Origin of the sequence: Kitasatospora sp. NPDC088351, assembly GCF_040685575.1 — a bacterium.
Taxonomy (GTDB): Bacteria; Actinomycetota; Actinomycetes; order Streptomycetales; family Streptomycetaceae; genus Kitasatospora.
This window is the reverse complement of record NZ_JBFBIL010000037.1, coordinates 24139-43663: the sequence shown is the minus strand read 5'-3', so window position 1 is coordinate 43663 and position 19525 is coordinate 24139. Positions and strand designations below refer to the sequence as shown.

20 protein-coding genes are annotated in these 19525 nt (G+C 75.6%); 9 read left to right on the top strand and 11 right to left on the bottom strand.

What is annotated here, in order from left to right; translation table 11 throughout:
- Positions 1-90: 90 nt before the first annotated feature.
- Entirely contained in the window at positions 91-1302 is a 1212-nt protein-coding gene (locus AB0P06_RS24140) for an aminoglycoside phosphotransferase family protein (protein WP_363610603.1), read from the top strand.
- A gap of 92 nt (positions 1303-1394) precedes the next feature.
- Here the strand turns inward: AB0P06_RS24140 and AB0P06_RS24135 are convergent, their stop codons facing one another.
- From AB0P06_RS24135 to AB0P06_RS24125, 3 genes are all read right to left on the bottom strand, one after another.
- Complete coding sequence (locus AB0P06_RS24135) at positions 1395-2594, bottom strand: acyl-CoA dehydrogenase family protein (protein WP_363610601.1); 1200 nt, start codon at positions 2592-2594, stop codon at positions 1395-1397.
- A gap of 334 nt (positions 2595-2928) precedes the next feature.
- The gene (locus AB0P06_RS24130; RefSeq protein WP_363610599.1) at positions 2929-3423 is read right to left on the bottom strand and encodes a hypothetical protein; all 495 of its coding nucleotides are present in this window, start codon (positions 3421-3423) and stop codon (positions 2929-2931) included.
- An 806-nt stretch (positions 3424-4229) separates the two neighbouring features.
- Positions 4230-4469 (bottom strand): DUF397 domain-containing protein, encoded by a 240-nt coding sequence (locus AB0P06_RS24125; RefSeq protein ID WP_363610667.1) that lies wholly within the window; start codon positions 4467-4469, stop codon positions 4230-4232.
- A gap of 423 nt (positions 4470-4892) precedes the next feature.
- On the opposite strand from AB0P06_RS24125, the gene AB0P06_RS24120 reads away from it, so the two are divergent.
- Complete coding sequence (locus tag AB0P06_RS24120; protein WP_363610665.1) at positions 4893-5333, top strand: PTS fructose transporter subunit IIA; 441 nt, start codon at positions 4893-4895, stop codon at positions 5331-5333.
- A 159-nt stretch (positions 5334-5492) separates the two neighbouring features.
- Positions 5493-6422, top strand: a complete 930-nt coding sequence (locus AB0P06_RS24115; RefSeq protein WP_363610597.1) for an NAD-dependent epimerase/dehydratase family protein — start codon at positions 5493-5495, stop codon at positions 6420-6422.
- Positions 6423-6442: 20 nt separating this feature from the next.
- Here the strand turns inward: AB0P06_RS24115 and AB0P06_RS24110 are convergent, their stop codons facing one another.
- The 4 genes from AB0P06_RS24110 to AB0P06_RS24095 all read right to left on the bottom strand — a co-directional run bounded on the left by AB0P06_RS24110 (position 6443) and on the right by AB0P06_RS24095 (position 9341).
- Positions 6443-7540, bottom strand: coding sequence for a lipase (locus tag AB0P06_RS24110; RefSeq protein WP_363610595.1), 1098 nt, complete (start codon positions 7538-7540; stop codon positions 6443-6445).
- Positions 7537-8025 (bottom strand): NUDIX domain-containing protein, encoded by a 489-nt coding sequence (locus tag AB0P06_RS24105; RefSeq protein ID WP_363610593.1) that lies wholly within the window; start codon positions 8023-8025, stop codon positions 7537-7539. Before AB0P06_RS24105 ends, AB0P06_RS24110 begins: the two co-directional genes overlap by 4 nt.
- Before the next feature lie 10 nt (positions 8026-8035).
- A complete protein-coding gene (locus AB0P06_RS24100; protein ID WP_363610591.1) occupies positions 8036-8788 on the bottom strand; it encodes a polysaccharide deacetylase family protein in 753 nt (250 codons plus the stop codon).
- 280 nt (positions 8789-9068) lie between these two features.
- Positions 9069-9341 carry a hypothetical protein gene (locus AB0P06_RS24095; RefSeq protein ID WP_363610589.1) on the bottom strand — a complete coding sequence of 91 codons (273 nt, stop codon included), beginning with the start codon at positions 9339-9341 and terminating at the stop codon, positions 9069-9071.
- 340 nt (positions 9342-9681) lie between these two features.
- Here AB0P06_RS24095 and AB0P06_RS24090 point away from each other — a divergent pair, with 340 nt between their 5' ends.
- A complete protein-coding gene (locus tag AB0P06_RS24090) occupies positions 9682-10809 on the top strand; it encodes a polysaccharide deacetylase family protein (RefSeq protein WP_363610587.1) in 1128 nt (375 codons plus the stop codon).
- Between the two features lie 28 nt (positions 10810-10837).
- Here the strand turns inward: AB0P06_RS24090 and AB0P06_RS24085 are convergent, their stop codons facing one another.
- Entirely contained in the window at positions 10838-11620 is a 783-nt protein-coding gene (locus tag AB0P06_RS24085; RefSeq protein WP_363610585.1) for an aspartate/glutamate racemase family protein, read from the bottom strand.
- 57 nt (positions 11621-11677) lie between these two features.
- Here AB0P06_RS24085 and AB0P06_RS24080 point away from each other — a divergent pair, with 57 nt between their 5' ends.
- Positions 11678-12847 (top strand): glycosyltransferase, encoded by a 1170-nt coding sequence (locus tag AB0P06_RS24080; protein ID WP_363610583.1) that lies wholly within the window; start codon positions 11678-11680, stop codon positions 12845-12847.
- Between the two features lie 53 nt (positions 12848-12900).
- Here the strand turns inward: AB0P06_RS24080 and AB0P06_RS24075 are convergent, their stop codons facing one another.
- The 3 genes from AB0P06_RS24075 to AB0P06_RS24065 form a co-directional block, all read right to left on the bottom strand.
- Positions 12901-13074, bottom strand: a complete 174-nt coding sequence (locus AB0P06_RS24075; protein ID WP_363610581.1) for a hypothetical protein — start codon at positions 13072-13074, stop codon at positions 12901-12903.
- Between the two features lie 330 nt (positions 13075-13404).
- Positions 13405-14067: a thiol:disulfide interchange protein DsbA/DsbL gene (locus tag AB0P06_RS24070; RefSeq protein ID WP_363610579.1), complete on the bottom strand. Its 663-nt coding sequence runs from the start codon at positions 14065-14067 to the stop codon at positions 13405-13407.
- Positions 14068-14174: 107 nt separating this feature from the next.
- Complete coding sequence (locus AB0P06_RS24065) at positions 14175-15290, bottom strand: glycosyltransferase family 4 protein (protein ID WP_363610577.1); 1116 nt, start codon at positions 15288-15290, stop codon at positions 14175-14177.
- Positions 15291-15612: 322 nt separating this feature from the next.
- Between AB0P06_RS24065 and AB0P06_RS24060 the strand changes: the two genes are divergently transcribed.
- The 4 genes from AB0P06_RS24060 (at position 15613) to AB0P06_RS24045 (ending at position 19521) form a co-directional block, all read left to right on the top strand.
- Positions 15613-16743 carry a glycosyltransferase family 4 protein gene (locus AB0P06_RS24060; RefSeq protein ID WP_363610575.1) on the top strand — a complete coding sequence of 377 codons (1131 nt, stop codon included), beginning with the start codon at positions 15613-15615 and terminating at the stop codon, positions 16741-16743.
- A gap of 62 nt (positions 16744-16805) precedes the next feature.
- On the top strand, positions 16806-17141 hold the full coding sequence (locus AB0P06_RS24055; protein ID WP_363610573.1) for a DegT/DnrJ/EryC1/StrS family aminotransferase: 336 nt from the start codon (positions 16806-16808) through the stop codon (positions 17139-17141).
- Between the two features lie 445 nt (positions 17142-17586).
- Entirely contained in the window at positions 17587-18405 is an 819-nt protein-coding gene (locus tag AB0P06_RS24050; RefSeq protein WP_363610571.1) for a DUF6643 family protein, read from the top strand.
- A 237-nt stretch (positions 18406-18642) separates the two neighbouring features.
- On the top strand, positions 18643-19521 hold the full coding sequence (locus tag AB0P06_RS24045; RefSeq protein WP_363610569.1) for an MOSC N-terminal beta barrel domain-containing protein: 879 nt from the start codon (positions 18643-18645) through the stop codon (positions 19519-19521).
- Positions 19522-19525 lie beyond the last annotated feature (4 nt).

Genomic DNA, 19525 nt, shown 5'->3' with positions numbered 1-19525 from the left:
CCGTCACGCCAGGAAAGCTCGCGGCACCGGCCCTCCCCCGCACCGCGGGGCACACCCGCCCGACGGACAGGAAGGGACCACCCTCACCCCATGTACTCCTCAGCGACCACCCCTACGCCGACCGCGGCCCGCACCGCGCTGCGACCCCCCACCGCAGCCGCGGGCCGTCCCGGGCCGAAGCAGGTGCCGCCACCGAGCCGCCCCGCCGCCCCGCGCGGAGCCGACGGCCGGTCCACGGACGCGCGGGGCCACGCCGGCCGTACGGCGCTGGGGCTGCGCGGCCCCGAGACCGTCCTGCCGCCCGGCGCCCGGATCCCGGGCGCCCGCCCGACCGACGGCCGGCTGCTGCGGCCGCACCGGCCCGGCCAGCCCGGCACGGCCGAGCGGATCGACCCGGCGGCGCTGCAGACCCCGACGGTGCGGGCCGCGCTGGCCGGTGTCGCGCGGATATGTCCCGCGTTCACCCCGCGTCAGGTCCTGCGGGAGGGCAGCCGCCACATCCTGGTGGCCGGCACCATCGGGCGGGCCCCGGTGGTGGCCAAGTGCCTGGCCCCGCAGGCGGTGCGGAGTGAGTACTTCGAGCAGCTGGTGGCCGATTTCCACCACGAGGTCGCGGTCTACCGGGCCTTCGTCCGGCACCGTCCGCCGGTCCGGCTGCCCCGGCTGGTCGCGGCCGACCACGACCGCTGCGTGCTCGTCATGGAGCGCGTGCCCGGCCGCCCGGCCGCCCGGGAGCGCCACCCCGTCAACGCGCCCACCCCGGGCGAGGTACGGGCGCTGCTCACCGCCGTCCGCACGCTCAACCTGTGGCGGCCGCCGACGGACGTGTTCCAGCCGAGGATGGACTACCAGCTGGAGATCGCCCGGTACCACTCGGTGGGCCAGCTCACCGACCGGGACGCCGGCGATCTGCGCGGGCTGCTGCACGGCCTGAGCCACACCCCGCTCCAGCTCTGCCACGGCGACGCCCTGCTCAGCAACATGCTGCTGGCACCGTCCGGGCCGGTGCTGGTCGACTGGGAGCAGGCCGGCTGGTACCTGCCGGGCTACGACCTGGCGGTGCTGTGGAGCGTGCTCTCCGGGGACACCGCCGCCCGCCGCCAGATCAGCCAACTCGCGCAGAGCGGCGGCACGATGGCCCGGGACGCGTTCCTGGTCAACCTGGTGCTGGTGCTCATGCGGGAGATCCGGCTGTACGACGTGCCGGGCGCCGGCGAGGAGCAGCGGATCATGATCCGCCGGCTGTACGACGACGCCGCGCTGGCCCGCCGGGCCGTCCGGGCCGCCGTCGGCACCCGCTGAGGCGGCCGCGGACGGGGCGGGACATGGACCGGAGCCGGCGTCGGCTGAGGCGACGCCGGCTCCCCCCAAGGGGGGTTTCGGGCCAGGGGGCGTCAGGCCCTGGTACCGCGCTCCAGGGCGGCTCGCCCGGCCCTGTCCAGGACGGCCTCGTCCGGGGCGAAGTGCACCCGGCTGCTCAGCACGTCCCGCAGGTAGCGCTCCAGCGGATGACGCCGGCTCAGACCGGGGTTGCCGGTGAGCGAAACCGCCTGCTGGACGGCCGATACGGCCGCGCGGGTGGCCAGCAGATGGGCCGGTCCGGTCCGGGCCACCGCCTCCGGGTCGGCCCGGTCCACCCGCGGGGCCAGTCCGCCGACCAGCTCCTCCGCGCCGATCAGCTGGGCCTCGATCTCGCCGAGCGCACAGCGGTAGCGGGGCAGGCTGCCGAGCGGCTCGGTCAGGTTGGCCGGGGTGCGCTGCTTGAGGAAACGAACCAGCCAGTCCTGCGCCGAGCGGGCCACTCCGACGGCGACGGCGGAAAGAGCCAGATCGTGCCAGGCGCGGGTGAGTTCGCCGGGCGGTACCGCGCCGGACACCGGAGCGACCGTCGAACTCGCGCCCGATTTCGGCCCGGTGAGCCCCAGCGCGAGCTCGACCGGCACCCGGACGGCGTCCAGCACCACGTCGTGGCTGGCGCTGGCCCTCAGGCCGAGCTGGTCCCAGGTCGGGTCGATCTCGATGCCCTCGCTCTCGCCGCGCACCAGGAAGGTGCCGACCCGGGGCACCGGTTCGTCGGTCCGCGCGGTGACGGCCATCCAGGCCAGCGCCTCCGCGCCGGCACAGTACGTCTTCCGGCCACTGAGCAGCCAGCCGTCGCCGTCCCGCCTGGCGACCGTGGCGGGCGGTTCCCCGCTCTGCGAACCGGGCTCCGCGCGCAGGGTGTTGACCAGCGCCGGACCGCGCCGGGACTCGGTGAGCAGCCTCCGGTAGCCGGCCGGCGGCCAGTTCGCCACCCGGGCCTGTTCGGCGTGCTGGAGCAGGGTGAACGCCGTGACCACGGCCACCGAGGCGTCCCCGCGCCCGAGTTGGGCGAGCACCCGGACGGTGTCGGCGAGCGTGCCGCCCGCGCCGCCGTACCGCTGGGCGACGGTGAGGGTGAGCAGCCCGGCCTCGTGCACCGCCTCGATGCCCTGGTACGGGAAGGTGGCGTCGCGGTCGTGCTCCTCCGCGCGGGCGGCGAGCAGATCGACCACCCGGGGCAGCCCGGCGAGGGCGATGGCGACGGACGGCTGGTCGGCAGCGATGGTGGTCATGGTGCTGGTGCCTCCGGGCGGCAGCGTGGGCTCGGCAACTGCGGGCGGCACGCCGGACGGGCGCGCGGTACCGGTTGGCGGCCCGGGAGACCAGCGGAAACGCCGCCCCCGGATCGGCGTCGGCCACTCGGCCGCCCGCCCACCGCCGCGGGGACGAATCCCCCTCAGCGGCCCGGACACGCCGCGCTGGCGGTGCGCCGCAGGTCCAGATAGCTGCGGCGGGTCAGCAGCAGCGGGAGACGGCACGACATGTTCGCGACTGTACGAAGCCGTGATCGAAACCGTCAAGCAGCGGCCAGGGCCCCGGCCGCTGCCCGGCCCGGGGGCGGCCGGATCAGCCCTGGTGGAACATGTCCGCCGGCAGCGGCTTGAGCAGCTGGTAGAGGTCGTCCGAAATCGGTCGGTCCCAGGAGGCGATGGTGACCTGCACGCCGTCGCTGCGCCCGAACTGGGAGCAGAACACCCGACCCTCGCTGACCTTGACCTTCTTCACGATCAGGAGGTCGTCCCCGAGCATCACCGGGAAGTCCTCGGCGGAGACGAACTCGACCGGTTCTTCGTTCTCCAGCGCCGCGAGCAGTTGCCGGATCTCGAAGGGCACGCCGTCCCCGGTGTCGCGGGCCGGCGAGCCCTCGGGGAGGTTGCCGATGAACATCGCCGGGCCTCTGCCGCCGAACAGGTCGTAGCGCAGGAAAATTCCCTGGCAGGAGCCGTCCGGGCCGGTCATCATGGCCGCACCGAAGTCACCGGGCCAGTCGCCCGGCTCCATCGCGAGCACGTCGAAGTCCGGGCCGGCGGGCTGTCCGGAGCGACGGCGGAGAAAAGACATGGGAACATCGTACGTGCCCGGCACACCGCCTTCGCAGGGTGGGTGGGGCGCCGGACGGAGATCCACGCTCAGAGACCAATGTTGACTCTGAGCAACCGTCCGGGCTACGTTCGGTTCAGCACGACAGCCGCTCTGGGTTTCACCCTCCGGGGGGACGGCTTGTCGCAACGCGGCCCTACACGCGTATCCCTCACTGTGCACATCGTCGTGCCGAACCGCCGAGCACCCAGCTTCGTCGTCGCACACAGCACAGCACACAAGCCAACAGTTCCATGCCACATAAGCAAGGTCCGCGGGGCCCCGGCCCGTCGCTCCCGCGGATCTGCTCGGGACGCCGCCGCGTGGGGGCGTGCGGGTCCCGAGCATTCGGTACCGCCGCCGAGTCGCTCTCGGCGGCGGCGCCACCCTCCCGGCGACTGCCGGCCCCTTGTGGGCCGGGACCGGCCGACGCACCCCGGTGCGCAGGGGATGACTGGGAGGAGGCCTGGCAGCGCTGCCGGGCCGCACAGCAGGCGCCGTGTCTGGCCGCGTGGGGGCGGTGGGCACGGCGTCTGCCTGTGCTCATACTCTGAGCTGCGTTTGTCTAACAGTCAACAGAAATTATGACGGCGCACGCTCAAAAGATGATCAGATGGGACGATCTGACGGACAGTCGAGTCAGGTCGGCCAAAAAACACCCGTTCGTGGAGCCACTCGTTCGAGGAACCACCCGTCCGGGGAGACGCCCTCCCGGGGCACCGGAAGCGGGCAGCACGGAAACGGGCCCCCGAACCGGGGGCCCGCCGCTGTCCGTCCCGGACCCGGGCTCAGGTGAGGTCGAACTCGCCGTCCCGCGCGCCGAGCACGAAGGCCCGCCACTCCCCGGGTGTGAACACCAGGACCGGTCCGTCCTCCTGGCGGCCGTCCCGCATGCCGATGTAACCGTCCACAAAAGCGATCTGGACGTCCCCGACACCCTGGCTGCTGCACAGCCAGGTCGCCCCGGTGAAGTCCACCTTCGGCTTCCCGCTCGGCGCGAACTCCTGCGCCGCTCCGGCCGTCTCCACGTCAGTCCCGATGTTGGCTGCCACTACTGCTCTCCTCCCGACGGCTTGTCGGGGCCAGCCTAACCACCCCGCGTCGCCCCGGTCAGCGGGTTGACCGGGACCGCCCCGACGGTTGACCGGGCTCCCCCGCCCGGGCCGGGTCCGCAGGCCCGCCCCGCGGACCCGGCCGGCCCGGCCGGAGGCCCGGTGTACGGAATCCCGCCCGGCCGCCGGAGGCGCGCCGGAGCCCCGCCGGGGCGGCTCCGGGGCGTGTCCCGGAGTCCGGGGCGGCGGTCAGCTGCCAGAGTGTGGGAAGCCCCGACCGAACGCCCCCAGGAGCAGCCGATGAGCCGCCGGGACGGCACCCGCGCCGATGTCATCCCCATCTCCGACGCACCCTCGGCCCACCCTCCGGCGCCCCGCACCCCACCCACGCGCACCCCGCTGCCCCGGCCGGCGCGGGGCCGGCCGCCCGCGCACGGCCGGGTCGGGATCGTCCTGGTCTCGCACAGCCAGGAGCTGGCCGCCGCCGTCCGCGCCCTGGCACTGGCCCTGGTCGACGCCGACTCCCCCGCCCCGGTCGTCGGCACCGGCGGCGACCTGGTCTCCGGCCCCGGCATCAGCGCTGTGCTGGTGGCCGCCGCCACCCGCCGGGTCGACCAGGGCCATGGCGTGGTGGTGCTCGCCGACCTGGGCAGCGCGGTCTCCACCGTGCGCGCCCTGCTCGCCGACGCGGACGAGCACGGGCTGCCGTTCCCGGTCCGCTTCGCCGACGCGCCGTTCGTGGAGGGCGCGGTGGCCGCGGTGGCGACCGCCACCGCCGGAGGCGACCTGACCGCCGTCCTGGACGCGGCGGAGGAGGCCTACCGCCAGCACAAGGGCTGAACCCGGCGTCCGCCCGGCCCCGCCGGGCGTCCCGCACTGTCCTGGGGCCGTCCTGGGGCCGGGGTGGAGCGTTCCACCCCACGGGGGGTGACCGCCCGGCTACCATCGGCGCAGGGCCTGCCGAGCGGGCCGGGCGGTTGTCAGGGGGGAACCTCAGCCATGCGCGTGGTCGTCACCGGCGGAGCCGGATTCATCGGGGCCAATCTGGTCCGGGCCCTGCTGACCCGCCCGGAGGTGGTCCAGGTCCGGGTCGTGGACGACCTGTCCACCGGCAACAAGGCCACTCTGGCGGGCCTCGACGCCACGCTCTACGAGGGCAGCATCCTGGAACCCGCCCTGCTGGACGAGGCGTTCGCGGGTGCCGACGCGGTGGTGCACCTCGCCGCGCTGCCCTCCGTCCCCCGCTCGGTGGCGGACCCACTGGCCAGCCACCACGCCAACGCCACCGGCACCCTGGAGGTGCTGGAGGCGGCCCGCCGGGCGGGCGGGCTGTACGTGGCGGCCGCCTCCTCGTCCTCGGTGTACGGCGCCAACCGCGAGCTGCCCAAACGGGAGAGCATGCGCACCGCGCCGATGAGCCCGTACGCGGTCAGCAAGCTGGCCACCGAGGCGTATCTGGCGGCCTACCACCACTGTTACGGGCTCGGCGTGCTGCCGCTGCGGTTCTTCAACGTGTACGGCCCGCTCCAGCCCGCCGGACACGCGTACGCCGCCGTGGTGCCGGCCTTCCTGGACTCGGCACTGGCCGGCCGGCCGCTGACCGTCCACGGGGACGGCGGCCAGAGCCGGGACTTCACCTATGTCGGCACCGTCACCCGGGTGATCACCGAGGCGGTGCTGCGCCGGGTGGTGCACGCCGACCCGGTGAACCTGGCCTTCGGCACCCGTACCTCGCTGCTGGAGCTGGTCGGCGAGCTGGAGTCGGTGCTCGGCCACCCGGTCGAGGTGGACCACACCGATCCCCGGCCCGGCGACGTCCGGGACTCGCAGGCCGACAACTCCCGGCTGCGCGAGCTGTTTCCGGACGTCCGGCCGGTGCCGCTGCGCGAGGGCCTGGAGCGGACCGCGGAGTGGTTCCGCACGCTCTGAGGGCAGGGCTGCCGGGGCTTTCAGGGCACGGCGAAGGGGCCGCTCGGGCAGAAGGCCAGCCGGGCGAAGCGCTCGCCGATCAGGGTGTGCCCGGCCGGGCCCGGGTGCAGCAGGTCGACGAGCCCGTCGGCGTCCGCCGGGCCGAGCAGCGCGAGCCCGTCGAGGTAGTGCAGCGCCGGGTCGGTGGCGGCCCGGGCGGCGGTGATCCGGGCCAGTTCGGCGCGGACCACCTCCAGGGTGAGCGCCCCGGCCGGGACGTCCGCCCGGTCCCCGAGCGCCGCGAACCGACCGCCGGTCTCCGTCGCCTCGAACGCCGCCGGGCCTGGCGTCCGTTCGAACGGCGGGCTGAACACCGGGGAGACCACCAGCAGCGGGGAGTCCGGATGGCCCTCGCGGACGGTGTCGAGGAAGCCGTGCACGGCCGGACCGAAGGTGCGCAGCCGGAACGAGGCCTTGGTCAGGACGTTGATGCCGATCTTGAGGCTGATCAGATCGGCCGGCTGGTCACGGATGGTCCGGGCGGTGAACGGGTCCAGCTGGGCGTTGCCCGCGAGCGAGAGATTGAGCAGGTCGACGCCGGCCCGCCCGGCGGCGATCCACGGCCAGGTGTCGGCGGCCGAGGCGGCCTCCGGTGCCTGGCTGACCGAACTGCCGTGGTGCAGCCAGCGGCGGCGCCCGGTCGGCCGGGGCGGGAGGACCGGGGCGTCCGCGCGCAGGGCGGTCAGTTCGACGGCGGTCCACTGGGGAAGCCACAGTTCGGCCTCCCGCTCACCGCCCGCCCCGGTGGCGAACCGGAGGACGACGGGCCCGCCCGCGGGCGGCAGCGGAGCCCGGTCGGTCCGGACGCCGTCCAGCCACAGCTCGACCGCCCCGGGGTACGGCGACTCCGGCTCGGCGTACAGGGCGAGTTCGAGCACCGCGGCCGCCGTCCGGAAGGCCAGCCGCACACCGGACGGCATGGCGGCCACCCGGCGCAGCTCGCCGTCCGGGAACTGCCCGGCCGTCCAGGCGGGCAGCCGCCAGGGCCGCAGACCGTGCTCGGCGCGCTCCAGATGCAGGGCGCCCCGGACCCGCACCGGGCCGTCCCGCAGCGGGACTTCGGCCAGCCGGCCGGTCACGGCCGCTCCCTGCCTTCCCATTCGAAGAACGCCGCGCCCTGGCACTCCAGGGCCTGGCGCAGCCGCTGGTGCTCCTCGTCGATCATCGGCGGCAGCGCGTCCAGGGTGTACCAGCCGACCGCGAGCGACTCGTCGTCGTTGACCCGGGCCTCGCCGCCGACCGCCCGGCAGCGGAAGGTGAGGAGCACGTACCGCGTCACATCGCCGTTGGGGTAGGTCACTTCCGGTGTCACGCCGACCGAGGCGAGCAGTTCGGGGACGGCGGCGACGCCGGTCTCCTCCAGGCACTCGCGCACCGCGCCGTCGGCGGGCTGCTCACCGGGGTCGAGGATGCCGCCGGGCAGCGCCCAGCGGCCGTCGTCGGCGCGCCGGGCGAGCAGCACCCGGCCGTCGTCGTCCAGGACGACGGTCACGACGGCGCTGAGCCAGAGCGGGCGGGTACCGACCACGGAGCGGAGTTCGGCGAGGAACGGAGGAATGGCCATGCCCCGCAGCCTATCCACCGGTCCACGTCGGACCTGCGGCTCTGCCCGGCCCCGCTGTCCTCGCCACCGCGACACGCGCCCGGCGCGCCCTACCGGAGGGCGCGCGCCGGGGTCCGGCCGGCGAGCCGACCACCACCTCGCCGGGCGGGACGTCCCTGGTGACCACGGCGGCGGCGCCGACGAAGGCGCCCGCGCCGACCTTGCGGCCCTGGAGCACCACGGCGTTGCCGCCGACGGTCGCGCCGTCGTCCAGCAGCACCGCACCGGAGACGTTGCCGCCCGGACAGACCGTCACCCGCTCACCGAGCACGCTGTCGTGCCCGACGGTCGCGTTGTAGTGGACCTGCCTGTGCGCGCCCAGGCGCACGCTGCTGGACACGTGCGCCCCGCCCATCACCAGGCAGCCGGGGCCGAGTTCGGTCCCGGGCGCGATCAGTGCCCGCGGGCACCGCGCCGAGGCCGTCCAGCAGCGCGGCGTGCGGGTGTGGTTGGCGACGGTACAGAGGCCGGAGCCGGTCATCTCGCGCAGCTGCTCCCAGCTGAGCGCGGGCGCGCCGGCGCCCTTGGCGGTGGAGCCCTCCCAGCGCGTCTCGCCGCCGACGTGGCCGCTGGCGAGGTAGACGGTGAACGGGAGGGCGCGTTCGCGCAGCAGCGGCCAGGCGTTCTCGTAGACGTCCGCGAAGCCGTCGTCGAAGGTGAGCACGGTGCCGGGGGTCCGGCGGCCGGCCTCGATCCGGTCGACGGCCTCGTCCGGGGAGACCACCCGGCCGGGCGCGCCAGCCGACGCTTGACCTGGGCGCGGATGCCTCCGTCGGCTCCGGTCGGTCCGGGCGCGGCGGTGCCGCTCATCGCCCCCCTCTGCGGCGTCCTCCCCGGCGCCGTCAAGTGGCCCCGCATCCGGCGCAGTTGACGCACCGGACGGAAATCACAGCAGGGGGAACCGTGAGGCCGGTGGACCGGAATCGTGAAAGAGGCGAGAAGGAGTTGGCGGATGGGCTGAAAACCGGCCGATCCGACCGGTTGAGACGGGTGTCCGTCCCGCGTCAGAGCGTGGCGCCCCGGCGGTACCGCAGCACGGCGAACGCGATCCGGCCGAGCAGCAGCACGCCGGCCCCGAGACATCCGGCCACCGCCATCGCCCAGGCCGGTCCGTCACTGTCCGGAACCGCCACCGCGACCACGATGCCCACCGCCAGACAGGCCAGGCCGACCATCGCCAGCGGGATCTGGTGGGTGACCAGCGCGCCACCACTCCACAGGCGGGCCATCCTGGTCGCGCCGTGCGGGTGGGAGTGATCACTTTCCGCATCTGCCATGAGCCCAAGGTACCCCGGGAGGGCGCCCGGGGCAGCCCGCGGGAAGTGATTCCCCGGACACCCTCCGCAACCGCCCCGGCGTCGGGCGCACTCCGGCGCGCGGCCGGGGCCGCCCCGCCTCCGGCGCGCGAAAAATCCTCGACTGTCCGGTACAACCATCTACGCGGCGTATCGGTCTCCACTACATTGAGCGATCCAGGAGCCGTCCGCGGTGCGGGTTGGGAGTCCCCGCCGTGGACCGGAATACCCAGGGGGCGGAGCCGCCGTGCCCTTGGTGTCGGAGGCCGGGCTCCGTCCTCCGGCGGTACCGCCACGCCGCATCGGCGACCGAGGGGGAACCGTGCCGCAGTCCCAGTCCACGACGTCGACCTCGACGGCCCCGGCCAGGTCCGCGCCCGGCGTGCGTGTTCGCCCGCTGCCACGGGCGGCGGCCCAGCCGGTGTCCGGCGCGTCCACACGCTCGCCGGCCCGCTCAGCGACGGGCGCGGCGGCCCGCGAGCAGCGCGGTGCCGGGGCGCGCGGTGGGCGGCACGCCGCGCAGTCCGCGGGCTGTCACTCCGACGGGCGAGGTGAGTGGCTGCGCTTCGCCCCCGTCCAGCCCCTGTTCCGGGCCCGCGCCGCCCAGCGGCTCGCCGTGCTCGCCTATCACGGCGTGACGGACCCGCGGTCCTTCGGCGCCCAGCTGGACCGGCTGCGAAGACTTGCCACGCCCGTCTCACTGGACGCCGTCCGGCAGGCCGTCGCGGACCGCCGTCCGCTGCCGGCCCGGAGCGTGCTGGTCACCTTCGACGACGCCGACCGCAGCGTTCTCACCCACGCCCTGCCCGCGCTGAACGACCGGGGCATCCCGGCCGCCGCCTTCGTGATCTCCGAGCTGATCGGGACGGAACGACCGTTCTGGTGGCACGAGGCCGACTTCCTCGCCCGGCACGGCGGGCGCGCCCGTTCACTCGACTGCGGACACCCCTCGCAGCTGCTGCGCCGGCTCAAGGCCATGCCCGACCCCGACCGGCGGCGCAGCCTCCAGGAACTGCGGGTCAGCGCGGACCGCAGGCCTCCCCGCCAGGACCAGCTCACCCCCACCGACCTGCTCGCCCTGCGCGAGGGCGGGGTCGCGATCGGCAACCACACCCAGGGGCACCCCTGCCTCGGGCGCTGCGACGACGCCACCGTCCGGACCGAGATCACCGGCGCGCACGAAGCCCTCACCCGCTGGCTCGGCGAGCCCCCGATCGCCTTCGCCTACCCCGACGGCGGCCACGACCCGCGTGCCGAAACCGTCCTGCAGGAGCTCGGCTACCACCTCGGGTTCCTCTCCGACCACCGCCTGGGCCCCCGGCTCCCCGACCACCCGCTCCAGATCAGCCGCCTCCAGGTCGACTCCACCACCAGCACCCGCCGCTTCGACACCATCCTGTCCGGGCTGGAGCCCGCCTACCGCCGCTGGCGCGGCCAGGCCGTCGCGTAGCAGGACCTCGTCCGGGCCGGGGCCCCCGTCAGACGGCCGGGAGCGGGGCCGGGGCGGCGAGGGTACGGCCCTGGGGGTAACGGGTGGCGGCGGTGGGAAGGGCGGCGGGGCGGCCTGCGTGGAGGACGGTGAGGGTGCCGGTGCCCCGGCGGGCCGGGTCCCCGATGCGGCGCAGGGCCTGGGCGGCGACCGCGCCGGCGGAACCGTGCAGGGTGAGCTGGGCGGCCGCGGTGGGCGCCACGGCGGCCCGGATGCGGTCGGCCACGAGTTCGTAGTGGGTGCAGCCCAGGACGATCGCCGCCGTACCGGCCGGGGTGCGGGCGGCCGCGTCGGTGACGGCCGCCTCGATGGCGTCGTCGTCGCCGTGTTCGACGGCGTCGGCCAGGCCCGGGCAGGCGACCTCGGTGACGCTGGCCGCCCCGCCGAAGTCACGGATCAGCCCGCGCTGGTACGTGCTGCCGGTGGTCGCGGGGGTGGCCCAGATCGCGACCGGCCCGCCGAGGGCGGCGGCCGGCTTGATGGCGGGCACCGTGCCGATGACGGGCAGTCCGGGCTCCAGTTCGGCCCGGAGCGCGGCGAGCGCGTGGACGGAGGCGGTGTTGCAGGCGATCACCAGCGCGTCCGGTTCGAGGGCGGCCGCCGCCCGCGCGCAACCGACGGCGAGCGCCGTCACCTCCTCGGTCGTGCGCGGGCCCCAGGGCATCGAGGCCGGGTCGGAGGAGAGCACCAGATCGGCGTCCGGGCGCAGCTTCCGAAGGGCGGCGGCGGCGGCCAGCAGGCCGATTCCGGAGTCCATCAGTGCGATCTTCACGGGTCAAGACTTTAGTCGATCCGCCCCGCCGGGCCCCGGGTGCGGCAGACTGCCGGGGTGACCGTCCTGCTGTGGATCGCCGTGCTCTCCCTGCTGGTCTGGCTCTGGCTGGCGTGCTGCCACGGGTTGTTCTGGCGTACCGACGTGCGTCTCCCGCCCCGTCGGCCGCCCGCGCGCTGGCCCGCGGTCGCGGTGGTGGTGCCGGCCCGGGACGAGGCGGAGGTGCTGCCGCTCAGCCTGCCGAGCCTGCTCGCGCAGAAGTACCCGGGCCGGGCCCGGGTGATCCTGGTGGACGACCACAGCTCCGACGGCACGGGCGCGGTCGCGTCGAACCTCGCCGCCCCTGACCCCGCCGCCTCGGGCCTCACCAGCACGGCCGGCCTGGAGCTGACCGTCACCACCCCTCCCCCGCTGCCGCCCGGCTGGACGGGCAAGCTGTGGGCGCTGCGGCACGGCGTGGAGCTGGCCGGGCCGGACGCCGAGTACCTGCTGCTGACCGACGCCGACATCGCGCACGGCCCGGACTCGCTGGCCGACCTGGTGGCCGGAGCCGAGAGCAACGGGCTGGACCTGGTCTCGCAGATGGCCCGGCTGCGGGTGGAGACCGGCTGGGAGCGGCTGATCGTCCCGGCCTTCGTGTACTTCTTCGCCCAGCTGTACCCGTTCCGCCGGAGCAACCGGCCCGGCAGCCGGACGGCCGCCGCGGCGGGCGGCTGCTCCCTGGTGCGGCGGGACGCCCTGGAGCGGGCGGGCGGGGTGGCGGCGATCCGGGGCGCGGTGATCGACGACGTGTCGCTGGCCCGCGCGGTGAAGGCGTCCGGCGGACGGATCTGGCTGGGCCTGGCCGAGGAGGTGGACAGCGTCCGGCCGTACCCGCGCCTCGCCCAGCTGTGGCGGATGGTCTCGCGCAGCGCGTACGCCCAGCTCCGGCACTCGTCGGTGCTGCTGCTCGGGACGGTGCTGGGGCTGACGCTGGTCTACCTGGTGCCGCCGGTGGCGACGCTGGCCGGGCTGGCCACCGCCCGGTGGGCGGTGGCCGGGGCGGGCGGCGCGGCCTGGGCGCTGATGGCGGGGACGTATCTGCCGATGCTCCGCTACTACCGCCGGCCCGCGCCGGCCGCGCTGCTGCTGCCGTTCACGGCGGCGCTGTACCTGCTGATGACGGTGGACTCGGCGGTGCGGCACTGGCGGGGTCACGGGGCGTCCTGGAAGGGCCGGACCTACTGAGCGGCCGGCGCCGTCGGCACCGTCCCGGCGCCTTCCCAGCGCCTTCCGTGCGGTCAGCGCCCGAGCATCCGCAGCGCGGCCGGTTCGGTGAACTCGTACCTGGTCATCCGCTCCAGGTCCCGCAGCCAGCTGGTCATCCGCGCCGCCCCGGCGGGGCGGGCCGGCACCCGGGCGTACAGCTCCTCGAACGCGGTGGTGGCGCTGTCCAGCGAGAACCGGCCGGCCACCCACTCCCGCCCCCAGGCACCGAGCCGCGCCCGGCGGGCGGGATCGTCGACGAGCTGCGCGCGTTGCCCCCCACGGAGCCCTGCCCTATCCGGTACCGCCGGTATCGAGAAGTGGGCCCGCCGCCACGGCAGTTCCGTACCGCGGCGGTGTGGCCCGGCGCCCACCCTGGCACAGGGTGTGGTCGTCGGGGGTCGGATCGGTGAAGGTGATCAGGTCCGGGGCCCGGCCGGGTCGTCCGGCCGGGCCCCGGCGCACGTTCCGGGCCGGCGAGGGGCCGCCGGGCGTCGGCGGACGGGGCCGGCGGCGGGTCAGCGACCGGGCCGGGCCTGCTACCCCTGCCGTTCCAGCTCGACCAGGTGGTCGAGGACGCCGGGCATGGCCTCGACACCGCCGGCCCTGGTCGGCGAGGTGCGGTACTCGCCCTGGACGACCACGGTGGGCAGCTCCTCGACGCCGTACCGGACGAACAGCCCGGCGGCCTCGTCGGTGGCCCGCTGGACCTCGGCGGAGCGGTACGCCTCGCGGAACCGCTGCGGGTCGACGCCCTGGCGCAGCGCCCAGTCGGCGGCGCCGGCCTCGGTGGTGAGGTCCGCCCGGTCGACGCGGACGGCGCGGAAGACGGTGGTCTGCAGGCGCTCGACCAGGCCGAGGCGCTCCAGCGTGTAGTAGAGGCGCGCATGGCCGCGCTGGGCACCCTCGTGGGGGTCGCCGGGCCAGACGGCGGGCACCCGGCGGAGGGTGGCGTCGGCCCGGTGCCTCCCGGCCCAGTCCTGGAGCGGCTGTTCCAGGAGCTGGGAGTGGCTGCAGTCGTACCAGAAGAACTCGACCGCCTCGGTGCGGGTGCTCTCGCGCACCGGCTGCGGCTGGTCGAGGCGGACGTACTGGGCGCCCTCGTGGGGCGGTTGAGGGGTGATCGCGCCGGCCTGGAGGGGGGACGCGGCGATCCCGGCGGCGACGGCGAGCAGGACGGTGGACCTCAGCAGCGATTTCACACCGGGCAGTGTGTCGATGACGGATCGTTACCGGCCAGTCTCCCGGGGGCGGCCGGGCCGGGATTCGCCCGTTCGGCGCAGCCCGGCCCGGCCTGTTCGGCGGGCGGTCAGCCTCTTCCCCACACGTCGGTGAAGAGCCGCTGCCAGGCGTCGGCCACCACGCCGAGTTCGAAGTGCTTCAGGGCCCGCGCGCGGGCGGCGGCGCCGAGCGTGGCGCGGTCGCCGGCCAGCACCTTGGCCAGCGCCTCGGCGAGGGCGACCGGGTCGCCGGGGGCGACCAGCGCGCCGGTGTCGCCGTCGCGGACCACCGAGCGGACCCAGCCGACATCGGTGGCGACGGCGGGCAGCCCGGCCAGCGCGGCCTCGATCAGGACGCCGGGCGCGCCCTCGCTGTCGCTGGTCAGCAGCAGGGCGTCGGCGGCCCGGTAGAGCGAGGCCGGGTCGGCGAGGGTGCCGAGGAAGTGGGTGCGGGCGGCGGCCGGGTGGCGTTCCAGGGCGGCGCGGCCCGGGCCGTCGCCGGCCACCGCGAGGCGGACGTCGGGCAGCCGGTCGAGGGCGTCGAGGGCAAGGTCCAGGCGCTTCTCGGGGGCGATCGCGCCGACCCAGGCGACCAGCAGGCCGTCGGTGGGCAGGCCGAGGGCCTGCCGGGCGGCGCGGCGGTCGGCGTCGCCGTCGGCGGGCGGATAGCGGTCGGCGGCACGGGCGTTGGGGATGGTGCGGACCGTGGCGGCGGGCAGCCGGAACCGGTCGAGCAGAACGGCGCGGGCCTCGTCGGCGAGCGCGGTGACGGCGGCCGCGCGGCGCAGCAGGAGGCCGGTGCGCAGCCGGCGCAGCGGGCGGGCGGTCCAGTGCCGGGGGTCGCCGATGGAGACGTAGACGAACGGGGTGCGGGTGCCGGCCAGGGCGAGGGCGCAGGCGGGGAGGGTGGCGGAGCCGTGGGCGAGCACGAGGTCGGCGGTCCGGGCGGCGGAGCGCAGGGCGAGCAGGGTGGCGGGGTGCAGCCGACCGGGGCCGAGCACGGTGGTGGCGCGGGTGTCGGGGGCGTCGGGGTGGGCGTCGGGGTGCGGGGCGAGGGCGCGCAGCGCGGAGGCCTGGCCCCGGCGGCGGAGTTCCCGGTGGAGGTCCCGGGCGAGGTTCTGGGCGCCTCGGCGGCGCGGGTCGGTGATCACGTGCAGGATGCGGGGGCGGGTTCCGGCCGTCTTGGCCGACACGGCGTCGGGCATGGGAACGACCTTGGCACAGCGCCCGGCGCGGTTACAGCCCCTTCGCGCAACCCGGTGGTGGCCCGTACGCCGGTGCCGGTACTCCTGGCGGGCGCCGACCGCGAGCCGTCGTGCGCGGGGCATGGCGACCGTACGCCTTGTTTCGCGCCCCCAGCGCCGTCGACCGCCCCCGGCTGCCCCGGCGCCCGTGGGACCGGCCTGGCCTAATCCCTGGCGGGCGGTGCCCGCCACCTGCGATGCTGATCGGCAGTCAGGGTGCCGGCCGGCATGGGAGACCGGCCGCGCCCAGGAGGGCGGGGGTTGGCCTGTGCATGTGCTCTATGTGATCGACAGCGTGAGCCGGGTCGGTGGGGCCGAGCAGGGTCTGGTGGCGATGGCCCCCCAACTGGTGCGGGCCGGCGTGAAACTGGATGTCGCGTACCTCGAGGAGTCACCCGGGGGCTTCCAGCCGGAGCTGACCGAGGCGGGGGCCGACGTGTTCGGCGTGGGCCGGGCCACCCGGGGGCGGACGGCCGCCGCGCTGCACCGGCTGATCCGCGAACGGCGGCCGGAGCTGGTCCACACCACCCTGTACGAGTCGGACGTGCTCGGCCGGGCCGCCGCGCTGTCGGCCCGCACGCCGGTGGTGTCCAGCCTGGTGAACTCGGCGTACGGCCCGGAGCACCTCAACGCGCGCGGGCTCAGCCCCTGGAAGGTCCGGGCCGCGCAGGCGGTGGACGCGGCGACGGCCCAGGGCACCCGCCGGTTCCACGCGCTGACCAGGTATGTGGCCGGGGCGATGGCGCAGCGGCTGCGGGTGCCGCGGGAGCGGATCGACGTCGTCCCGCGCGGGCGCGACCCCGAGCTGCTGGGCACCATCACCCCGGAGCGCCGGGCCGCCGTCCGGGCCGCGCTGGATCTGCCGCAGGACGTCCCGGTGGTGCTCGCGGCGGCGCGCCAGCAGTACCAGAAGGGTCTGGACGTGCTGCTGGAGGCGTGGCCGGCGGTGCTGCGGGCGGAGCCGGAGGCGGTGCTGCTGCTGGCGGGCAGCGAGGGCACCGAGACGGTGCGGCTGCGGGCGCTCGCCGAGGCCGCCGGGAACGTCCGCTTCCTCGGTCCGCGCGGGGACGTGTTCGACCTGATGGCCGCCGCCGACGCGCTCGCCGCGCCGTCCCGCTGGGAGGGGCTGGGCAGTGCGGCGATGGAGGCGATGGGCGTCGGTGTCCCGCTGGTCTGCGCGGACGTGCCCGCGCTGCGCGAGACGGTCGGTTCGGAGGACTACGCCCGGCTGGTGACGCCGGAGCGGCCGGCCGAGCTGGCGGCGGCGCTCACCGACACGCTGGACGACCGGGCGTCGGCCCGGGTGCGGGCGAAGGCGGCGCGGGCGCGGTTCCTGACCTCGTTCACGCTGCACCAGGTGTCCGCGCAGATGGTCGAGTTCTACGAGCGCTCGCTGCGACTGCGCCCGGTCTGACCGGGCCTGACCGGTCCCGACGGCCCGCCGGTCACCGACTGCCCCCAGTATCGCCAAGGCGGTTGCGCCGCACGTCGCGGCTCGGCAAGCATCGCGGGAGGGGGACGGGCGCGGGCGGCGGGGGTCGGTCGGACGCCTTCGGCCCGACCGCCGAGCGGCTCGCCGCCGTCCTGCGAGCCGAGGGCATCGGCTCGCGCCGCTACTTCCACCCGCCGGTGCAGCGCCAGCGGGCCTACGCCCATCTCGGCCAGGCCGAGTCACTGCCGGTGACCGACCGGCCGGCCGCCTCGGTGCTGACCGTCCCGCTCTGGTCGCAGACGGACGCGCCCACCGTGCGCCGGATCGCCGGCGCGGTGACCCGGATCCAGCCGTACGCGGAGCGTCTGCGCACCGTCTGACGGGCCGCACCCGGTTGGGCGGTTCGGGTGAACGCGGTTGGACTGCGGGCGCATCCGGTCGGCAGGATGTCCGGCCGGGGGCCTGCGGCTCCGTCTCACGGGCACCCGTCGAACACCTTCACGGGAATTTTATTCCCGAAACATTCACGAGCCACCGTCACGCCCTCGGCGGGGGCTCGAATGCGCCAGCGCACGCCCTGTCCGCAGAAGTTTCTTCGGCGGTGCCCGAACCGTCCACCGGCCCGTCACCACACGGGCCCGCGCGAGCCGTGTCCGGGTGGCGTTCGAGAGTCCGCACGGGCTCCGGGTTGGCCTGAAGTCGCCGCCGGAATGTCCGTTCTTCCCACTTTCGAAACCTTTGTGCGAGCGAAGACTGTGTAAACACTCGAACTGCACTGCCTCCCGCTCTCCTCAGCAGGCGCGTTGTGGGCTTACCGTATGCCCCATGACCTCGCCCCGCTCCTACGACGGAGTCGGCTACCCCTCTCCGTCCTTCTCCTCCGGCACGCCCATCTACGACAGTCTTGTCGCAGAGCGCGGTGTCCCCCAGATCGCGCCCATCAACGTGCCGGCCGCCCTGCCACCGGCCCTGTCCACCGGGTACGGCCCGGGCGCCGGCCCGTCCTACGAGAACCGGTACGGCTCCGGGTACGAGAGCACCGGCAGCAACCTCCCCGCGCTGCCGCCCGCCCGCCTCGCCCTCGGCCCCGGCCCGAGCAGCGCCCCGTCCGCCGGCCCCGCCACGACGTACCTCCCGGCGCAGCCCGCGCCGGCCTACGCCGCCGCGCCCCAGCCGCCCGTCCCCGGTTACGGCGGCCCCCAGCCGTACGTGCCCGGCCAGCGCCCGCAGACGCCGGCGCCCGGTTTCTCGCAGACCACCGGCGGCGGCTACCAGCCGTCCGGCGGCCAGAGCTTCGGCGGGCAGAACACCTTCGTCGGCGCCGGCCAGGGCGGCCAGCAGCAGACCTTCGGCGCCCAGCCGCTCGGCGGCCCCGGCCCCTTCGGCGGACCGCAGAACCCGGCCAGCCAGCCGCACGGCGGCCCGCAGGGCTTCGGCGGCCCGCAGCCCTTCGCCGGACCGAACCCGGCCGGCCAGGGGTACCAGGGCCAGGGCGGCGACCAGGGCTTCGGCGGCGCCCAGCTCCGCCCGGCCGTCGCGCCCGTCGCGCCGGTCCGCCCGATGCAGCCGCAGCGCCCGGGCCCGTACGGCGAGCCCGGCCAGTTCCAGCAGGGCGGCTACCAGTCGCAGGGCCAGGGCTACTGAGCCGCTGACCACCCCATGGGCCGACCCCCACCCGGCCGGCACCCGCACCACCTGAGCACCACCCGGCGTACCACCGCGCGCCGGGCGTACGGAGAAACGGGTCATCCACGGACCGTCCGGACCACCGCCACCCCACGGCGTCCGGGCGGTCCGTGCGCGTACGGGGGCACGGCGGGTGCGCCGGGGGGTGCACCGGGGGGTGTGCCCGCCGTCCGGCGGGGCTGGCAGGATGGAGGAATGCAGCTCTCCGGTCTCCACGTCTACCCCGTCAAGTCCATGTACCGCCTCAGCCCGGCCAGCGCCCGGGTCGAGCCGTGGGGTCTGGCCGGCGACCGCCGCTGGATGCTCGCCGATGCCTCCGGACGCTTCGTCAGCCAGCGGGAGAACGCCGCGCTCGGCCAGATCCGCGCCGAACTCGCCACCGACGGCTCACTCGCCCTCACCGCCCCCGACGGCTCCCGGATCGACGTCCCGGCCCCCGCCGTGACCGCCGGCGCCCCGCTCGCGGACGTCGAGGTCTGGGGCACCCGCTTCCGCGCCGCCGAGGCCGCCGAGGAGGCGCACCGGTGGATCGCCGAACACCTGGGCGACTACCGCCTGGTGCACCTGGACGACCCGCGCGCCCGGCCGGTCGACCCGGACTTCTCCGAGCCCGGCGACACCGTCTCGATGGCCGACGGCTTCCCCCTGCTGCTCGCCACCACCGCCTCGCTCGACGAGCTGAACGCGCTGATCGCCGCCGAGCACCCCGAGGGCCACGAGACGCTGCCGATGGAGCGCTTCCGCCCCAACGCGGTGGTCACCGGCACCAAGCCGTGGGCCGAGGACGGCTGGCGCCGGATCCGGATCGGCGAGCTGACCTTCAAGGTGGTCAAGCCCTGCGGCCGTTGCGTGGTCACCACCACCGACCAGGAGAGCGGCGAGCGGCGCGGCCCCGAGCCGCTCCGCACCCTGGCCCGGCACCACAAACTGCTGAAGAAGGCCGCGTTCGGCCAGAACCTGATCCCCGAGCGCCCGGCCGGGGTCGAGGGCGACGTGTTCGGCACGCTGCGGGTCGGCGACGAGGTCGAGGTGCTGGAGGAGGGCGCGCACTGGCCGGAGCACGGCCTGCTCTGAGAAC

What these genes read in the sequence shown, in the direction of transcription:
- AB0P06_RS24045 (WP_363610569.1), top strand. Translation starts at nt 18,643, where the DNA reads ATGCAGCTCTCCGGTCTCCACGTCTACCCCGTCAAGTCCATGTACCGC.
- AB0P06_RS24135 (WP_363610601.1), bottom strand. Translation starts at nt 2,594, where the DNA reads ATGACCACCATCGCTGCCGACCAGCCGTCCGTCGCCATCGCCCTCGCC.
- AB0P06_RS24105 (WP_363610593.1), bottom strand. Translation starts at nt 8,025, where the DNA reads ATGGCCATTCCTCCGTTCCTCGCCGAACTCCGCTCCGTGGTCGGTACC.
- AB0P06_RS24050 (WP_363610571.1), top strand. Translation starts at nt 17,587, where the DNA reads ATGACCTCGCCCCGCTCCTACGACGGAGTCGGCTACCCCTCTCCGTCC.
- AB0P06_RS24065 (WP_363610577.1), bottom strand. Translation starts at nt 15,290, where the DNA reads ATGCCCGACGCCGTGTCGGCCAAGACGGCCGGAACCCGCCCCCGCATC.
- AB0P06_RS24140 (WP_363610603.1), top strand. Translation starts at nt 91, where the DNA reads ATGTACTCCTCAGCGACCACCCCTACGCCGACCGCGGCCCGCACCGCG.
- AB0P06_RS24130 (WP_363610599.1), bottom strand. Translation starts at nt 3,423, where the DNA reads ATGTCTTTTCTCCGCCGTCGCTCCGGACAGCCCGCCGGCCCGGACTTC.
- AB0P06_RS24115 (WP_363610597.1), top strand. Translation starts at nt 5,493, where the DNA reads ATGCGCGTGGTCGTCACCGGCGGAGCCGGATTCATCGGGGCCAATCTG.
- AB0P06_RS24095 (WP_363610589.1), bottom strand. Translation starts at nt 9,341, where the DNA reads ATGGCAGATGCGGAAAGTGATCACTCCCACCCGCACGGCGCGACCAGG.